The organism is Vibrio sp. 10N.247.311.14 (assembly GCF_041467715.1).
GTDB lineage: Bacteria > Pseudomonadota > Gammaproteobacteria > Enterobacterales > Vibrionaceae > Vibrio > Vibrio crassostreae_C.
The window spans coordinates 51,821-69,237 of the sequence record NZ_JBFSVE010000015.1 but is presented as its reverse complement, the minus strand read 5'-3'; the positions used below and the strand labels follow the sequence as shown (position 1 = coordinate 69,237).

13 protein-coding genes and 1 pseudogene are annotated in these 17,417 nt (G+C 46.5%); 2 read left to right on the top strand and 12 right to left on the bottom strand.

Annotated elements, in window-relative coordinates:
* The first annotated feature begins 4 nt into the window (after positions 1 to 4).
* On the top strand, positions 5 to 1,213 hold the full coding sequence (locus tag AB6F11_RS07765) for an MFS transporter (protein WP_102397973.1): 1,209 nt from the start codon (positions 5 to 7) through the stop codon (positions 1,211 to 1,213).
* A 48-nt stretch (positions 1,214 to 1,261) separates the two neighbouring features.
* Positions 1,262 to 2,350: pseudogene (locus AB6F11_RS07760) on the top strand (alkene reductase).
* Positions 2,351 to 2,653: 303 nt separating this feature from the next.
* Here AB6F11_RS07760 and rlmJ read toward each other — a convergent pair.
* The 12 genes from rlmJ to AB6F11_RS07700 form a co-directional block, all read right to left on the bottom strand.
* Positions 2,654 to 3,520 (bottom strand): 23S rRNA (adenine(2030)-N(6))-methyltransferase RlmJ, encoded by an 867-nt coding sequence (gene rlmJ / locus AB6F11_RS07755; RefSeq protein ID WP_010432368.1) that lies wholly within the window; start codon positions 3,518 to 3,520, stop codon positions 2,654 to 2,656.
* Between the two features lie 201 nt (positions 3,521 to 3,721).
* Positions 3,722 to 4,660 carry a protein translocase subunit SecF gene (gene secF / locus AB6F11_RS07750; protein WP_050647564.1) on the bottom strand — a complete coding sequence of 313 codons (939 nt, stop codon included), beginning with the start codon at positions 4,658 to 4,660 and terminating at the stop codon, positions 3,722 to 3,724.
* Between the two features lie 2 nt (positions 4,661 to 4,662).
* Positions 4,663 to 6,462: a protein translocase subunit SecD gene (gene secD / locus AB6F11_RS07745; protein ID WP_065608309.1), complete on the bottom strand. Its 1,800-nt coding sequence runs from the start codon at positions 6,460 to 6,462 to the stop codon at positions 4,663 to 4,665.
* 173 nt (positions 6,463 to 6,635) lie between these two features.
* Entirely contained in the window at positions 6,636 to 7,100 is a 465-nt protein-coding gene (locus AB6F11_RS07740) for a hypothetical protein (RefSeq protein WP_104216091.1), read from the bottom strand.
* A gap of 278 nt (positions 7,101 to 7,378) precedes the next feature.
* Entirely contained in the window at positions 7,379 to 10,153 is a 2,775-nt protein-coding gene (locus AB6F11_RS07735) for a pitrilysin family protein (protein WP_104216090.1), read from the bottom strand.
* 236 nt (positions 10,154 to 10,389) lie between these two features.
* Positions 10,390 to 11,238: a LytTR family DNA-binding domain-containing protein gene (locus AB6F11_RS07730; protein ID WP_104216089.1), complete on the bottom strand. Its 849-nt coding sequence runs from the start codon at positions 11,236 to 11,238 to the stop codon at positions 10,390 to 10,392.
* A 72-nt stretch (positions 11,239 to 11,310) separates the two neighbouring features.
* Positions 11,311 to 12,345, bottom strand: coding sequence for a sensor histidine kinase (locus AB6F11_RS07725; RefSeq protein ID WP_102397968.1), 1,035 nt, complete (start codon positions 12,343 to 12,345; stop codon positions 11,311 to 11,313).
* Complete coding sequence (locus AB6F11_RS07720; RefSeq protein ID WP_104216088.1) at positions 12,345 to 13,637, bottom strand: hypothetical protein; 1,293 nt, start codon at positions 13,635 to 13,637, stop codon at positions 12,345 to 12,347. The genes AB6F11_RS07725 and AB6F11_RS07720 overlap by 1 nt, the downstream gene beginning before the upstream one ends.
* 9 nt (positions 13,638 to 13,646) lie before the next feature.
* The gene (locus AB6F11_RS07715; protein WP_017065102.1) at positions 13,647 to 14,429 is read right to left on the bottom strand and encodes an outer membrane lipoprotein-sorting protein; all 783 of its coding nucleotides are present in this window, start codon (positions 14,427 to 14,429) and stop codon (positions 13,647 to 13,649) included.
* Positions 14,422 to 15,699 carry an ABC transporter permease gene (locus AB6F11_RS07710; protein ID WP_104216087.1) on the bottom strand — a complete coding sequence of 426 codons (1,278 nt, stop codon included), beginning with the start codon at positions 15,697 to 15,699 and terminating at the stop codon, positions 14,422 to 14,424. Before AB6F11_RS07710 ends, AB6F11_RS07715 begins: the two co-directional genes overlap by 8 nt.
* Positions 15,687 to 16,385, bottom strand: coding sequence for an ABC transporter ATP-binding protein (locus tag AB6F11_RS07705; protein WP_102393363.1), 699 nt, complete (start codon positions 16,383 to 16,385; stop codon positions 15,687 to 15,689). Before AB6F11_RS07705 ends, AB6F11_RS07710 begins: the two co-directional genes overlap by 13 nt.
* A gap of 66 nt (positions 16,386 to 16,451) precedes the next feature.
* The gene (locus AB6F11_RS07700) at positions 16,452 to 17,132 is read right to left on the bottom strand and encodes a hypothetical protein (RefSeq protein ID WP_104216086.1); all 681 of its coding nucleotides are present in this window, start codon (positions 17,130 to 17,132) and stop codon (positions 16,452 to 16,454) included.
* Between the last annotated feature and the right edge of the window lie 285 nt (positions 17,133 to 17,417).

Genomic DNA, 17,417 nt, shown 5'->3' with positions numbered 1-17,417 from the left:
CACTATGAAATCAGAAGCGATCCATAAAGAAAAGATCCCATTCCAAGTTTGGATACTGACACTCGCAGCTTTTGCCATCGGCACCGCTGAGTTTGTTATTGCAGGCATCCTTCCACAAATTGCCACATCCCTTTCGATCACCGAAGGTCAAGCCGGATACCTAATCAGTGCTTACGCATTGGCTATCGTTATTGGTGGCCCGATCTTAACCATCTACCTCGCACGTTTTAACAAGAAGATGGTACTGATTGGCTTAATGGCACTGTTCATCATCGGTAATGTCTTATCAGCCCTTGCTCCTAGCTACCCACTTCTACTTGCCAGCCGTGTTATCGCAGGCTTAGTGCAAGGCCCTTTTTATGGTATCGGTGCGGTTGTTGCAACCAACTTAGTGTCTGAAAAAATGGCAGGTCGTGCCGTTGGCCAGATGTTCGCAGGCTTAACACTCGCTAACGTTCTTGGCGTTCCTGCTGGTACATGGGTGAGCTTGCAATTCGGCTGGCACACCACTTTCTTTACCGTGGCTGCACTTGGCACGATTGCGATGATTTCTATTCTAACGTCAATCAAATCGACTGGTCACAGTGAAGCAAAAGACATCAAAACTCAGCTGTTAGCGTTCAAAAACCCAATGCTGCTGATCAGCTTGGCAATCACTGCTTTTGCTTGGTCTGGCTTCATGACGCTATACGGATACCTTGCGCCAATCGCTATGCACATCACCGGCTACGGTCAAGAGTCTGTTACTTGGATCTTAGTGATTGTGGGTGTCGGCTTAATCATCGGTAACACCTTGGGCGGACGCTCTTCAGATAAAAACCTAGGCAAAGCTTCAATGTTTTGGGCCGTCGCAATGATCGTGTCATTGGTTGTAGTTGGCCTTGTGGTAGACAACAAAATCCTATTCGTTGCAGCGGCATTTGTCTTTGGTATTGCATCATTTGCGAACGTTCCAGCCATGCAACTTCGAGTGATGAACAACGGTGGCGAAGGCCAAGAGCTAGCAGCAACCGCGAATATCTCAGCGTTTAATTTAGCCAATGCCTTTGGTGGATTCCTTGGCGGCATGGTACTCGACAGCCAACTAGGCGCAGGCATGATTCCATTCGCAGCCGTTGTTGTCCCTGTTATTGGTTTGCTGCTTATTGCGAAAGCCAACCGAGCGGGGAGGCCACAAAGCAACTCTATTTTCAGCCCAGCAGAAAGCAAATAAGCCCCAATAAAAAACGAAAGATCACAGCATTAAAACAAGGTAGAAACCATGAACAAATTATTCGAAACATCAGAACTAAAAGGCCTAGAACTGCAAAACCGCGTGGTTATGGCACCTATGACGCGCGCTCGTACTAGCCAACCTGGAAACGTGCCAAACGACATGATGGCAACCTATTACCAACAACGCGCAAGTGCTGGGCTTATCATCACTGAAGCCACGCAAATCTCAGATGATTCTCAAGGTTACTAATTCACACCCGGCGTTTATACCGATGCACAAATCGAAGGTTGGAAATCAGTAACCACAGCCGCAAAAGGGCAAGGTGCCGCGATATTCTGCCAATTATGGCATGTGGGCCGCGTGTCTCATCCAACCTTCCAAAAAGGTGAACTGCCAATCGCGCCTTCGGCACTGGCTCCGGTAGAAACTCAGGTTTGGATCTCTGATGAGAATGGTAATGGCAACATGGTCGATTGCATCCAACCAAGAGAAATGACCCAAACCGATATCGATCGCGTTGTTCAAGATTTTGCTAACTCAGCTAAAAAAGCTGTCGAGGCAGGATTCAACGGCGTCGAGATCCACGGTGGCAATGGCTACCTCATCGATCAATTTCTACGCACCAATTCAAACAAGCGCACCGACAACTATGGTGGCAGTCGCGAGAACCGACTTCGCTTCCTAATCGAAGTGGTCGATGCTGTGATTGAAGCGATCGGCGCCGATAAAGTTGGTGTGCGTTTAGCTCCCTTCATCACCTTCAAAGACATGAACTGCCCAGACATCGTGCCAACGATTCTAGAGACATCAAAGGCGCTGCAAGCGCGTGACATCGCTTACTTGCACCTATCAGAAGCCGATTGGGATGACGCGCCTGTGATACCTGAAAGCTTCCGTGTCGAGCTAAGAGAACTATTCTCTAACACAATCATCGTCGCTGGCAGCTACACACCAGAACGCGCCGAAGAAGTGTTAAGCAAAGGCTACGCTGACCTTGTCGCATTTGGTCGCCCATTCGTAGCTAACCCAGATCTCGTATCACGCCTACAAAACGGCAACGAACTATCCGATCTCGACGGCGCCACTCTGTTCGGCGGCAACGAAAAAGGCTATACCGATTACCCAGCATTGTAGTGAATTTGGAGGAAATGTTTCTAATCACTAGAAACATTTCCTTCAGGCAAAAGAAAGGCTCGCGTGACTAGTGCGAGCCTTATGCAGTTTAGGGGGTAAACCACAATCTGATATTAATCTTAGACTAATTATTTAACTTATGAGCCTTTATGCACTTGCGCGCATTGATATTCTATTTTTAAATGATTCACTGCAATTAATCAATCGATAAAAGTTAGCGTTTGGTCAATTTAAACCACACAAAAATTAGCGATTTAGTGAGACACATCTCGAAAGTAATCATAAATCCCATATAAATCAGAGCTATAGACTTCTGATTTGCCAATACCCTTCACCATTGGTCGCGAGTTGGCTGTGTAAATAATCGAGCGTATCTGCAACTGTCCCAGCAATGCCTTGTGGTGGATTGAACAACAGTAAACCACTACCGATCAGGCGATCATCACCCTTAGGATCTCGAAGGCGAAGCTCCGATTTAATCGGACTTGGCAGTAAACCATCTTTCACTGCGGTCACACAGTGGTTCAAAATCAGTGAGCTCTTGTCATCCGTGTAGAGCGGGTACCAAATTAGTGCAGATACTTTCTCCGACTGCTGATATGCCTTAACTAAGGCATCAATCACCGCGAGATATTCTGAATCGGTTTCATAGGGTGGGTCGATAACAATCAGATGATGATTGTCATGTTTAGCTACGTCATCAGGTAACGCTTTAAGCCCATCACCTGCGCTAATCGTAAGCTTGCTTGAAACACCAAAGTTACGCTGTAACTTATCAATATTAGTTTGCAGTAAATCAGCTTCATCTTGCTGAATGTCTGAAAAATAGAAGCTATCTTGGCTGCGACCTTGTTGGTAAGTGATGGCGGCAGAACCCGGATACAAAGAGATAAGTTGATTCGGATTGTAGTATTCCAGTACCGACATAAAAGAAGCGAATGCAGGAGGAAGATAAGCCTTATTGCGCCACAAGTACCCGACCCCTTCAGCAAACTCACCTGCATGATTACTTGGTGCGCTGGTGAGGTCATAACACCCTGTACCAGAGTGTGTGTCGATAACATTGAGGCGTGAATGTTGCTGCATTAATGACTGAACAAGTGCACTCAATACTGGATGCTTTAGCGCATCACCATGGTCGCCTACATGACATTGATGTCGATATTCCATTCCCTTGCCTCATTTCTACGAACGTCATCTAAACATACTTCATATCATGAGGGCTTGCCTGCTCAATCCATCGTTTTTTGAAATAGGCTCTCTTTTCTGTAACTGTTTGACTCTTATAAAAAATAAAGCCCCTCGTTTTACTATAAACGAAGGGCTTTGTTGACGTTACTGACTAAGTTGTACTGTTAACCAATAGATAACCTAAGGGTACTCACCCTCAACTTCTACCGGCGCTTTCACTTGGTAGTGACAAGGCTGTAGACCAAGTAACTTAGGCAGTGTGATACCTACTGAAACTGAAGACCACGTACCGCTGACAATACCTACAACCAGTGCAATCGCGAAACCTTGCAGCGCAGCGCCACCAAGTAGCCAAAGTGCAGATACGGTGATTAGCGTTGTACCTGAGGTCACCATGGTGCGTGAGAAGGTCGCTTTAACCGATTCGTTAAGCAGGTTATCAGTGTCACCATTTGGATTACCACGCAGCATTTCACGAACACGGTCGGCAATGATGATCGAGTCATTCAATGAATAACCTAAAATCGCCAACACAGCCGCTAACACAGTCAGGTTGAACTCGAACTGAGTAAAAGCGAACAGACCCAAGATAAGCGTCACGTCATAGATGATTGCGGCTAGGGCGCCGAGTGCTAAACGCCATTCAAAACGTACACTCAGGTACAGCATGATCATTAGGAAACACACCAATACCGCTAAGCCACCTTGGTCAACCATGTCTTGACCGACTTGAGGGCCAACCACGCTGCTGTTAAGCACTTTTACTTGGTCGCTGACAGAAGACAAAGCATCCACTAAGTTTGGCTGTGGAGCATCTGTCAGTTGGCTATAACGGATTGTCCAGCGATCCTGTTCTGCCATACCAACCACTTGCACATCTTGTTGGAAGGCCGTATCAAGTTTTGTTTTTAACGCATCTTTGGTGACTTGATCAGAGAGCTGAACCTCAGCAACCACACCACCTGTGAAGTCCAAGCCCCAGTTAAAACCTTTCACCGCCACCAGCATCACAGAGCTCATGAACAGCACAATAGATATCGCAGACATCACCTTACGAAGGCGAGTCATATTGCTATTTGAAAAATAGCGGTCTGAAATAGTCATTTTTGAAGTACTCATGCTTAAATCCTTACATCGTGGCGTTGGTCACGCCCCCAAACCAAATTGATGATCGCTCGTGAAGCAAAAATGCCCGTAAACATACTGGTTAGAAGACCTAAGCCCAGTGTCAGAGCGAAGCCCTGAATCGGTCCATTACCAATGGTATATAGAGCCACAGCAACGATCATGGTAGTGACGTTAGCATCGAAAATTGACGAGAATGCGCTATCGAAACCACGGTCGATAGAGCTAGCAAAGCTGCGCCCTTCTTTCATCTTGTCTCGAATACGCTCGAAGATAAGCACGTTGGTGTCCACCGCCATACCAACGGTCAGTACTAGACCCGCAATACCCGGCAGAGTTAACACCGCACCCGGTAGCAGCGCAATCAAACCAAATAATGTGGTCATGTTAACCACCAATGCACAGTTCGCGACCCAACCTAAGCGGCGGTACCATAGCGCCATAAACGTTAGCGTAAGGCCAAGACCAAGTGCCAAAGCAGCAAAGCCGTTGGTTACATTTTCAGCACCCAAAGATGGGCCAATAGTACGTTCTTCAATGATGGTCACAGGCGCAGTCAATGACCCCGCACGCAACAGTAACGCAAGCTCTTGTGCGTCTGCCAAACTGCCTGCGCCAGTGATTCTGAAGCGGCTACCCAGTTGAGATTGGATGTTTGCCACACTAATCACTTCACTGTCTTGCTTGCTGTTGCCCGCTCTATCACGGCTGTATTCGCTGTACACCGTTGCCATTGGCTTACCGATGTTATGACGTGAGAACTCGGACATTTTCTTACCACCAGAAGAATCCAGCGTAATGTTGACTTCTGCACTGCCCATCTCACCAATGCCACTGCGAGCATCAATAATGTGTTCGCCACTCAACACAGCCTTGCGGTCGACTACCACACGGTTGCCGTCTGAATCTTTCAGGGTTTGAGTACTGCGAGTGGCATTGTCGTACACCGAATAGAACGCCAATGATGCCGTTGCACCAATCACGTCTTTCGCTGCAGCAGGGTCTTGTACACCCGGCAACTCGATACGGATACGGCTTTCACCTTGGCGTTGAATCGATGCCTCCGTGATGCCTAGCTCTTCAATACGGCTGCGCATGATCTGCAGGTTTTGTTGAACCGTTAGATTACGTAGCGTTCTTTGCTCTTCTTCAGACTGAGTTAACGTTAGCGATTTATCTGAACGGTCACGTTGCCATTGTGGGAACTCTTCGCGAATCAGTTTCTGTGCTTTCTCGAAATCGGCATCAGTACGGAAGTTAAACTCAACTTGGTTGTTCACCACTTTACCGCGTGCATAACGCACTTGGCTGGTGATTTCATCGACTACAGATTGCGCTTGTGCGTGGTAAACCGGTTCCATGTCTACTTCTAACAGGAACTGCACACCACCACGTAAATCAAGGCCTAGCTGAATCGGTGCGAAGCCCATGTCAGTCAGCCATTTCGGAGCTGCTGGCTCCATCGCTAGCGCAACTGTCGCGTTGTCCAATAGGCGCTCATTCAGCACCTCTTTAGCCTTCGCTTGTTGTTCTGCGTCTTCCAAGATTACGACTAAACGTTGGTCTTTTTGAAATGCCGATTTGGCTTGAATGCCTTCGCTCGCAAGGTATTGGGTAATTTGGCTAGCATCGATGGTCTGTTCAGAACGGTTGTTAATTTGAACCGACGCATTCTCGCCATACCAAGAAGGTAAAGCACTCAGAACCATGATGATGATAGTGGCGATAAGCACCACGTATTTCCACTTTGAGTAGTGGTTTATTTGTTTTCTTTGAATGCGTTTTTTCACAGTCAAGATCTCTTCTTTGAACTAATATTTTGCGAACACGAGCAATGGCTAATCGCAACCAGAACAAGCTGATTGAAAGATAGTGATGCTAAAGCTGATGACGCTATGTTTGTTTTGGTTAATTGGCGAGTTCAACGGGCACAATTGACCATCGATACGACCAATTTAGGGTCAAACGATTAGCTAAGAAGTTCTCGGAAATGCGAGTATTGGATGTTGCCCTCTTTCCACCCAGAAAGCCGGGAGGACGGAGAACTCACAATACTGGTCCAGTGCAGCTTGGAATCCAACAACGGCGTGTTGAAGAGCAGGGAAGCCAGTATTGAGGGGGGAGAGAAGTCAATCAGTAGATGATAAGCAGGCTCAAGATCGGCCACGCTTTCTTGCTCGTTACTGAGCATACGTCTGAAGTTTGCTGCTTGAAGGCTTGATTCGGTGTCGTGATAGTTAGAACTGTCACCAGAAGGCACGGTGCCAAACTGAGCCTTATCACACTCTAAATAGCTCGACGGATTATCCGTAGTGGCTTGTTTACAAAGATCGTTCTGTGAAGATTGCTCTTGAGCCGAGTATATTTGAAATGGCTTAGAAGGAAACGAATAGCCGTTAGAATTCACTAAGCCAAAGCTCAGTAAAAACAACATTAAGACTAATCGGGTACCCAGTTTAAGCAATCTAATATCCAAACAACATTCTCGTAGATCGTCAATCTACAATACAAATGAAACGCTGTCTTGATTTAAAACATTTTTTTAGAAAATGATACGATGCAACCGATTAAGCACCCTCGCAATTTAGATTTACATAGATCTAAAACGGCTTAACAACTGGTGATGGATAGATGTTATGAATAGTAGAAAAACAAGAAAGCCAAGCGGTGATCGCTTGGCTTTGAGTTGTCTATTTCTGTTGGTTTCAAGCTTTAGGCTTTAGGACGCATGATGTTCTTAACCTTACGGCTATCTTCACCAAAGATGCGTTGGACAAGTTGATTCATGTCTTCCGCAGTAATCGACCTCGCCACTCGCTCAACTTGAGACAAAGCTTCGATATCGTAACCATGAAGTAAATAACGAGACAGATACCATGCTTGGTCAATAGAGCTCGTCTCGAGAGGCGTGAAGTCCGCTTCAAACTGTTTCACGACTGCGTGCATTTCCTTTTCAGAGACGCCTTGTAAAAGGTCTGCAATCACTTTATCGATCGCCACTTCGACTTGGTCAACGTTCTCCGGCGCTACCATCGCCCCGATAACCCACTCACCACTCAGCTCACTATCTGCGGATGATGAATACGTATATGGCGAGTAATCTAAGCTCAACTCTTCACGAATATAAGCATCTAAACGAGCCGCCAGCAGTCGTTCTAGCAAGTTTTCCGTGAAGATATCTTTTGCCGTTACGCCTTGGTCGGTTTCGGCTTCAGGTTCAGAGATGACTCGTAAGATGTACTCTGCACTATTCACATTGTTGATCGCTAAATCAATGCGTGATTCAGATGGCTGCTTGTAAGCCACCTTAAATTCAGGAACCTCAGCTTTTTCTAATGGAATCGAAGCCAAGTATTGCTCAACCAAAGGCTTTAATTCACTTGGGTCGATGTCACCCACGATCACCAATTGGTTATGCCTCATTTGACCAAACAATTGCTGATGAAGATTAGCGACGTCTTCCACAGAAACCGCTTCAACACGTTCTTTATCAACAAAGAGGTGGCCACTGTCTTGACGATAGATATTCTGGTTTCTTGCGCGCTCAAACTGACCGACAGGGCTGCTCAAGAAAGATTCTTGACCTTGTACAAACTCCTGTTTCACTGCCTCTAACTGCTCGGGAACAATTTTAGGCGCAGTTATGAAGGTATAAAGCGCAGCAAACGTATCTTTAAGTCCGTCTTTATTGATATTAAATTCAATACCATGACGAGTATTACCAATGAAAGAATCGGCGCTAATATTTTCACGATCAAAGTACGCTAAAAGCTCAGAGCCCGTAAACTCACCGACACCACTTCGATCGAAGGTAGGTAACGCAACCTCAACAGCTGGGTACAAGCTCGGATCCAAAGCGGCTTTTCCGCCGAGGCTCATGTACATCACCCCAACATCATCACCTGCCTCATAATCACGCAGGTACCACATGTCGATGCCATTGCTTAACGTCCACTTTTGGATGTATGGGTCAATAGACATTTGTTCAGCAAGTACAACCTCGCCTTGCGAGCTAGGTACAGCAAAAGCACTCGCTGTTCCAATCGCAAGCGGCGGAACTCCCGCCTCGCTATACGTGGCTTTTAAACTATCGAGAGAGTTGATGATCGCTGTTCTGTCTTCGGAGTCATCCATCCCAATAACAATAAAGTAATCATCAGAAAGTAGATTCTTGATGTTGTCGTTAATCACTTCAAGGCTCAAGTTAGCGATGAAAGCTTCCAAGCTTGCTTGATAATCTTTCTGTGATTGGACTATTCGATCATTGACTAACGCACTCACTTTGTAATTCGCGTGTTCAACACTGTCCATTTTATCCCAGTTATGCTCGATGTTATCCAGCAAGTCTTGGTAGTAGTACAGTTCGCCAGCAATATCCGTTTCCGAAACACCAAAATCACGCAATGATGCCAATGTAGAAAGCAGATCTTGTTGGATAACTTCACGGTCTCCAGCCGGAAACCCAACACTTATTGACGAATAGTAAAAAGCGCCCATTCGATAACTATCAGATGCAATCCATTGAGTCGGGAACGCGGCATCATTGAACACCGCTTCTAATCGTCGTTGAATCAATTGCTGAGCGGTTTCATCTAACCTGCGTTGATTCTGCTGAGCATGATTTTCAACTATATTTGAACCGCGGTTAAACGTCAGAGTGATGCTTGGCGCTTCTCTTCCTGCGTACTCAACATAATCATCTTCATTGAATGAGGTCGTTTTCTGTTTCTCTGGTCTCGGCGTATCGCCACGCTCCCAGCTAGAAAACTTTTCTTCAATAAGTGGAATCACAGTTTTGATGTCCACATCACCAGAAACGACCAGCTCAACTATTTGAGGTTGATACCAAGTCTGATAAAAGTTGGTGATGCCTTGAGGAGTAGCATTCACGATCGACGATTTAGTCCCTAATGCATCTTGCGATTCGTACGGGCCGCCTTCAATGAAGTGGTCAAAGAATTTCTCTCCGAATGACTTATCATCGAGGCGAGCCATACGAAACTCGCCAAGAACCACGCCTTTTTCTTTTTCGACTTCTGAACTTGATAGATCCAGGCCATCACCAATGTCACGCATCCACGTCAAAGCAGACTGCAATTGGATGTTATCTGGCAAATCTAACTGGTAGACCGTCTCTTCATAAGAGGTGTAGGCATTAATATCAGCACCAAAGCTAGCGCCTGCGTCTTCGAATAGACGAATCACATCGTTCTGAGAGAAGTTTTTACTGCCATTGAATGCCATGTGTTCCAAGAAGTGCGCGTAGCCTTCTTGTTGAGAAGTCTCTTGAATCGAACCGGCGTGCACGACTAAACGAACAGATACGGATTCTTCATGATCTGGATAAACATGATAAGTAAGGCCATTTTCTAGTTGGCCTGAAGTCCATGCCGGATCCGGCTGGATTGGCGTTTCGGTAGTTTTTGATGTTGAGCTACAGCCAACTAAGGTGAGGCATAGAGCCGTCGCTAAATAATATGTTTTCATAACAACCTCTTAATGTCATTCATCGACAATATACAGATTGAGCTAACGATTATTATTTAATATTGAACCTGATGAGTATCTTTGTGATCTAGATCTTTATTTTATAAATCATAAATCGTTATGTAAGATCGCTGTGCTCGTTTAAAGCAGCGTTTTGATAGAGCCTAATACATCCATTTAAACTCGCTAACTACATCCATTTAAAATCAATGGCTACATACATTTAAGCTAGTTCGCTACATACCCTTAAAGAGCGCTTGCGAAGCGCGGCTGATCGGTAACTTCTCTCCTGACACATAAGCAGACATCTGGCCTGAGAGCCCTTTCTTCACTTTATCAATGGCCGACACTTTAACCACCACCGAGCGATGGATCTGCCAAAACTCATCCGGGTTAAGCTGCGAAATCAGCTCTTTTAATGATACGCGAAGAATAAATTCCTCTAGCAAACCGCCTTGGCCTTTTTTGAATATCGACACGTACTTGTCTTCCGCTTTGAAGTAAGCGACATCATCGACGGCGATTAGGTGAATGTCTTCCCCTACACTGGCTTTGAGCCATGTGAGATACTTTTTCTCCGATAGATAAGGAGGCTGCGTTTGCTGTGACGTCGACTGGGATAGTTGTTGAAGCTGAGCCATTAACACCGTGATATCGGGCTGTTCTGGCGTGGTACCTGTTTGTGTTTGATTGCTCGACAGACGCGCTTGCACTTTCTGACATGTGGCCAGTAAACGCTCTTCATTGATTGGCTTGAGTAGGTAGTCCATCGCATTGTGCTCAAAAGCTTTGACCGCGTATTCGTCATAAGCCGTGATAAACACAATCAATGGTGGCGAATCTAGCTTGTTGAGTTGTTTCGCCAGCGAGATTCCATCCAGCTCCGGCATACGAATATCGAGAAAAGCCACGTCGGGCTTAAGCTGCTGAATACTCTCCATCGCCTCCAAACCATTTTGTGCCTTGCTAACGATCTCTAGCTCCGGCCAAACCTCAGCAAGGCTCTTGTCTAAGTGGTGCCTTAACAGTGCTTCATCGTCTGCGATAATCGCCGTTACGCTCGGCTGTACTGCTGGGTTGTTCATGGTCAGTCCTTTAAATTCACACTGTAAATCATCTATTTTGCGTCACTGTTCGGTGTTTTCTGATCTGTAATTCTAGGCGGCTGCCTCAGTCAACGGTAACAAGATCGTCGAGACTACCCCGCCTTCAGCGTGTTCAGTAATCGTTAGGCTCGCCTTATCACCATACAGGGTTTCGATTCTTTGACGAATATTGCTTAACCCAACACCGTGACCCGTATTCGCAGAAGGCGTTTTCAACCCAGCGCCATTATCAGCCACTTCAATTTTTAGCTGCTGTGCTTGTTGAGTAATACGAATATTCACTTGGCCACCAGCGGCTTTGGGCTCGATGCCGTGCGTGAGTGCATTCTCGACCAAAGGTTGAATCAAGAACGGTGGAATCACCTGCAAATCGCTAATCTCGTGTGTTTCAATCGAGAACGTTAAGCGCTCACCCAAGCGTATCTTTTGGATATTAAGATAAGCGTCTAACAAGTCGACCTCTTGTGCGATGGTCGATTGCTCGGTGCGGCTGTTTTTCAGAGTTACACGTAATAAGTCAGTCAGTTTTTCGAGCATCAACTTGGCTTTCGCGCTGTCACTCTCAATCAATACATTGATGGTCGCAAGCGTGTTGAACAAGAAGTGCGGTTCAATTTGGCTTTGCAGTTGTTTAAGCTGGCTTAGCACCACCACCTTTTCTTGGTCGGCCTGACGACGCTTGGCCACTTCCAATTCGTTATCGGCACGTAACTGCTGCTCCCGAGTATAGAAATAGTAATAGCAAACCGAACAGAAGATCACACCGAGCAAGACTACAGATTTAAGGTCCGAGATATTAGCCCCGAAATACCCGTTCAACCAATAGTGTGCGTTCAAGGTACCAAAGGTCATCGCGATCACCATTGAGATACCCACCTCAAGCGTTCGAGATGTCCTCTTAAACAACTTCACCAAGATGAAAGAAGAACCCACGGCGCTGTAGCCAAAGCCAAAACTGATTGCCAGGTTAACCGTTAATCCGCCGCCCCAAATCGTATGGGTTGTAATCGCAATAAGAACACAAAATAGCGTGGTGAACGCGAAACTCTTAATCCATGAAAATCGACTGTTTGAAGAAGTGTCCATTAAAATCGTCCTTTGATATTTAAGAGAATCATATGACTATCGGGTAAACTGGCGTAAGCAGAATCACTTTTACCACCTAGAAAGCGTGCAGCAAGTTCCAAATCCAACGATGAATTGCCATTATCGAAAGCCTGATAATTGAGCCACTGAGTCGCAATAAAACCGCCATCTTGAGGAGACAACATGACATCGAATGTTGGCGTGATATCTTCAAGCCAGCCATGTGTCGAATCCAGAGACCAATGAAACATGATGTTGTGTTGAACCAAATTGGCGTGCTGATAACCTTGAGCATAAGAACCTACCAACGAAGATGTCATCGGATTAACCGACAAAGACTCTGCACTTTCTATCGCGCTTTGCCACTCAGAATGACTCCAAGCACGGCTATCAAACCAGTATTCCAGCACCACATTATGGCCCGTGTCATTGGCCCATGTTAATCCTGCTAACGCTTGATAAGCCTCGCCCTGCTCTTCAAGATAAACCGGTTTAAGCATTGAATCCGGCTGACTGTAGCCAAGGCTTTGTCGCTGATAAACCACCGAGCCATGAAACTCCCAAGCGAGATTCAACACCGACACTAAACTCGCCCCAAGTAAGCCATGGCGTACATCGTCGTAATAAGCGACCCACTGATATTCGTGGTCGCCAACCAGATTGTAACGACGTATCCCAAAGCCTTGTTGCTGATTCTGCTTTTCGAATTCATTTACGTCTTGGGAAGTCCATGACGAATCGCTGTAAAGCAGTGTCCATTCGCCCGTCATATCGAACAGTGACGCTGAAGCCACACCGGCGCCCTCTTCTGCGACAATGCCAACAGGGTTTTGTCGGTAAGGCTTGATAATGTCTAACGGTCGGTAGCCATAACCAACACCCCAATCTAGGCGAACCTTACCGAGTGTCACATCAAGGTAGTGATCACCGAACGCTGAATTAGACAGTTCAACACCACCTTGCCAAAACAGCTCGCGCGCAATGAATTCCGATTCAAAGCTCGCGTCTTGGTCTTGAGGAGTATTAGTCAAAATATCATTGGCTTTCACGGCAAACAGGCCAAGCCAATTGCCATATCCAACTTCAAGATCCAACAAACCATTGAGTGACTGACGATTATAAGATGCAAAAGGGCTAAATGGCGACTCTCGCGATTCAACGGCTTCAGCACTCAGTTGCCAGTCCCACGCTAGGCTCAGATCGTCCGCTTGAGTCGTGTTACTCACACAAGACAATGCAAGAAAGCTAGCGATTAAAGGCTTAATGTGGAATCGACGACTAGAAGCTTTCATGGCACCCACCTAAAGCCCAGACACGCTATTACGTGATAAGTAAGCAGGGTTGTAGTATTTGTCCGCTAAAGCTTGTTCGCTTACCTCGCGGTACTCAATCACGGTTTTCTTACTTGGTTGAATCTTATCGAGCAAAGTCATCGAAACTACACTTGGCAAGCCATCTCGCACGCCTTCAGTAAACCAAGCTTGCTTGGCTAACTTACCTGAACGCAGATACAGATCCGCTTTAACAGGAAACGCTCGGTCTGCCGTTAACCACAGATCAATCGATTGATAGCTGGCACCCTTGGTTTTCGCCGTTAGCTTTAGATGATAAGTATCGAGTGTCTCGCCAGTCGACCTCTCAACCTGTTGCTCGGCAACCCACTTACCTTGGTAATCTTCGCTCCAAGTGAGCGTCGAAATGTCCCCTACCGAAGCTTCACCCAAGAGTTTCTGCATTGGTGTGATTCGGATAGGTCGGCGCGATTTCGGCATCAGTAACCAATAGTTGTCCTCTATCATCAGCATCTTTTGACCCGCCTCGACCGCCGACTTGAACACGACCAGCGACTCTCGGTTTGGTCTTGTGTAGACGTTGTATTCGCGGGTTTTGTCTAGTTGCTCGTCTTGATATAGCGCGACCAGAGAAACCACTTTAGACGCCTGTTCGCTGTTCAAGCGATAGCTATCCGCCTTGGCGATCATCTCTGTGACTTGTTGTGAATCGACTGCCCAGCTTGGTGTCGATGCTAGAACCAAAACCAATACAGAACCTAAAACAGTGAGTGAACGAGTAAATTTATACATAAACCAGCGCCTCCGTGATTGGCTTGTTTACGCCTTTGCGAGCAGAGAAATAAGCGGCTAGCAAACATACCGTCAACACACCTAAAGTGGCGTAACCAACTAATTCCAATGAGAAGTAAATGTTGAGTGGGTAACCCTCGGTTCTGCCGGGAGGTGGTGGCATTTGCACATCAATCACCAGCAATAACACCGACACTAAACCGCTCACTAACGCGCCGATCGCGCTGCCAATCACAGCCAACAATCCCGCCTCTTTTAAGAAACCTGCGACGATTTCAGACGGGTAACTGCCTAGTGCCGACAAAGTGCCAATCTCACGAGTACGCTCGGTCACCGACATGGTCATGGTGTTAAACAAAGATACGAACACTACCAATGCCATCACTGCGCCCATGATGCCGAAGATACGGTCGTAAAGGTCTTTAACCTTGGTGTAGAAGAACGCGCGATCTTGCCATGGGGTGAGCTCAATATCTGAGCCCTGTTGACCAACTTGCTTGTCCAAAGCCAATTGGATGCGCTGTTGAACCGTCGAGGTCTTGCTTGTTTCAAATAGAAACACCGACAAGGTACTGACTTTGTCTGACGCTAAAAGCTCTTGGGCAGTGATGATGTGTACGTATAACTGACGCTTATCCAGCTCAGGCACTCCTGTCGAGTAAATACCCTGCACCTTAAAATCAAAAGCGTTCAATGCGCCGTCACTGGTAGTCGCGAGCAGTGTCACCCAATCGCCAACGGCAACTTTGAGATTACGAGCAAGGTCAGTTCCCAGCATCACTTGTGGCTCTTGGCTGTCGTATCTTGGCGATTTCACATCCGAGAGGGTCTGACCGCTGCGCACATCTAAGAAAGGACCTTTCATGTCGAACTCACGCTCATTGACACCCGTTCCCATAAAGATGGTCGATTTGCTGCCGTTAGACACCAAACCACTAAAATAGACTCGTGGCTGCACACCACGCACGTCACTGTCGCCAATAATGCTCTTGGTTAGGGCTTGAACATTGTCTAGACCATTGCTCAGCGGCATGTCTTCATCTTGCTCAAAATATCCCGGTGTGCTCAATGTGAGATGACCAGTATCGCGCGCGGTCGATTCACGCAGAGATTCATAGGTGTAAAGCCCGTAGCCTCCAGCCGAGGTGAGTGCAAATACGGCGATGGCGATGATCAACACCGACAACAAACTGCGGCGACCGTTTCTAAATAAATTAAGCCACGCCAAGCGAAGCGATTGCAAAAAGCCAAACTGCATTAACTTGCCCATGAGACTGCCTCCTTGTTTGACACTGAAGAAACCAACTTACCGTCCACCAACTCAATCACACGGTCGCAACGTTTAGCCATTCTTGGATCATGGGTCGCAACAATAAAGGTGGTGCCAAACTCGTGGCCAAGCTCGTGCATAATATCGATCACGTTATTAGCAGTGTGGCTGTCTAAGCTCGCTGTCGGCTCATCGGCGATTACTAAGCTTGGGTTGTGGATTAGCGCTCTGGCTATTGCGACACGTTGCTGTTGGCCACCTGAAAGATTGTCTGGGCGATGATGTACATATTCGCCTAGCCCAACACGCTCCAACATCTCTTGTGCTCTGGTCTGCTGTTCTTGTTTCGAACATTGGTTCAACATCAATGGGTAGGCCACGTTCTCAAGTGCCGTCATCACTGGAACCAGATTGAAGCGCTGAAACACAAAACCCAGCGACTGACGACGAAAACGCGCAGCGGCGATTTGCTCAGTCGGATACGGTTGGCCATCAATATTGATCTGTCCTCGATAGTCCATATCCAACAAACCCAAAATATTCAAAAGTGTGCTTTTCCCTGAACCAGACGGGCCACACAACGCCACCATTTCACCGCGCCGGATATGTCCATCGACCCCGCTTAATGCATCAACACGTTGACCGCCCGTGACATATGCTTTGCAGATATCTTTAAATTCAATCATTCCTTTGTCCTCCGCTGACCCATAATTTTTAAGCGTTCGCAGTTGTTAATGAGCTTTAGTAAACCGCTATTTGGCTTTCGCTATTAGGGCTTTCGCCGTCATTGTCTCGATGTTGCCAGCATCGGTGTTTTCCATCTTTTCAAGCCACACCTGTGCTTGCTCGAAGTCCTCAGCACGAATCGATGCAGTAATGGCGTAACGGTAAATCCACGATGTCGCAGCGAAATGTTGCTGTTGGAAATCATCTTCCGCGAGTAACGCGAGGAACAGGTCATAACCACGATCGAAATGGTTAAACATGTCTGGCAGAGAGGTGTAAGTCACCGCTGCCATTGCACGGGTTAGGTAAGAATCTGGCAGCCCTTGAACACGGGGTTGTTCATGAATTGGTTGGTCTTCGTCTTTCAGCAGCACCAGTGATTTATCAATGGTTGATAAGCCTCTCTCCACATACTTCATCTTGTTCCAAGGTAAGAACGCATCACGCCCTATCAGGGTTTCTGTGCTTCCTAAATAAACTAAAGTCAGTGGCGTAGCGCCGTCTTGTTGCAGCGTGTCATTAAGGCGTTCATAAGCCACCTCAACCAAGTCTTCATTGCCTTGCGCCGCTTGGTTGTAGATATCGAGCACGTCTGAACTCGGGTTCGCTAAAGCTAACGACGGTGCAAACGAAACAAGAGCAATCAGCAATGAACGCTTAAGCACAGAAGTTGTAGAGCCTGAATTAAATGAGTGTGAAGTAGTCATGATTTCTAATCCCTTTCAAATGTTGACGTTGAAAGGTTAACTAGAATTTGTCGTGCAGTTTTACCAATGCGACGAATGGTAATAATGAGGAGTGAATGGTTGAGAGGCGGTGTGAGTGGGGATATAGGATTCAGTTATTGTATTTCAGTAAAAGTCGTGCTTATTTTGCACAACCCATATTTACTAATTATTCATACTGGGTAGACATAAACACACCTGATACATTGGAGCTATGTATTGTTTTTGTAATCTTCGGAATAGAAACGGTGATTCAGGAGATCGATG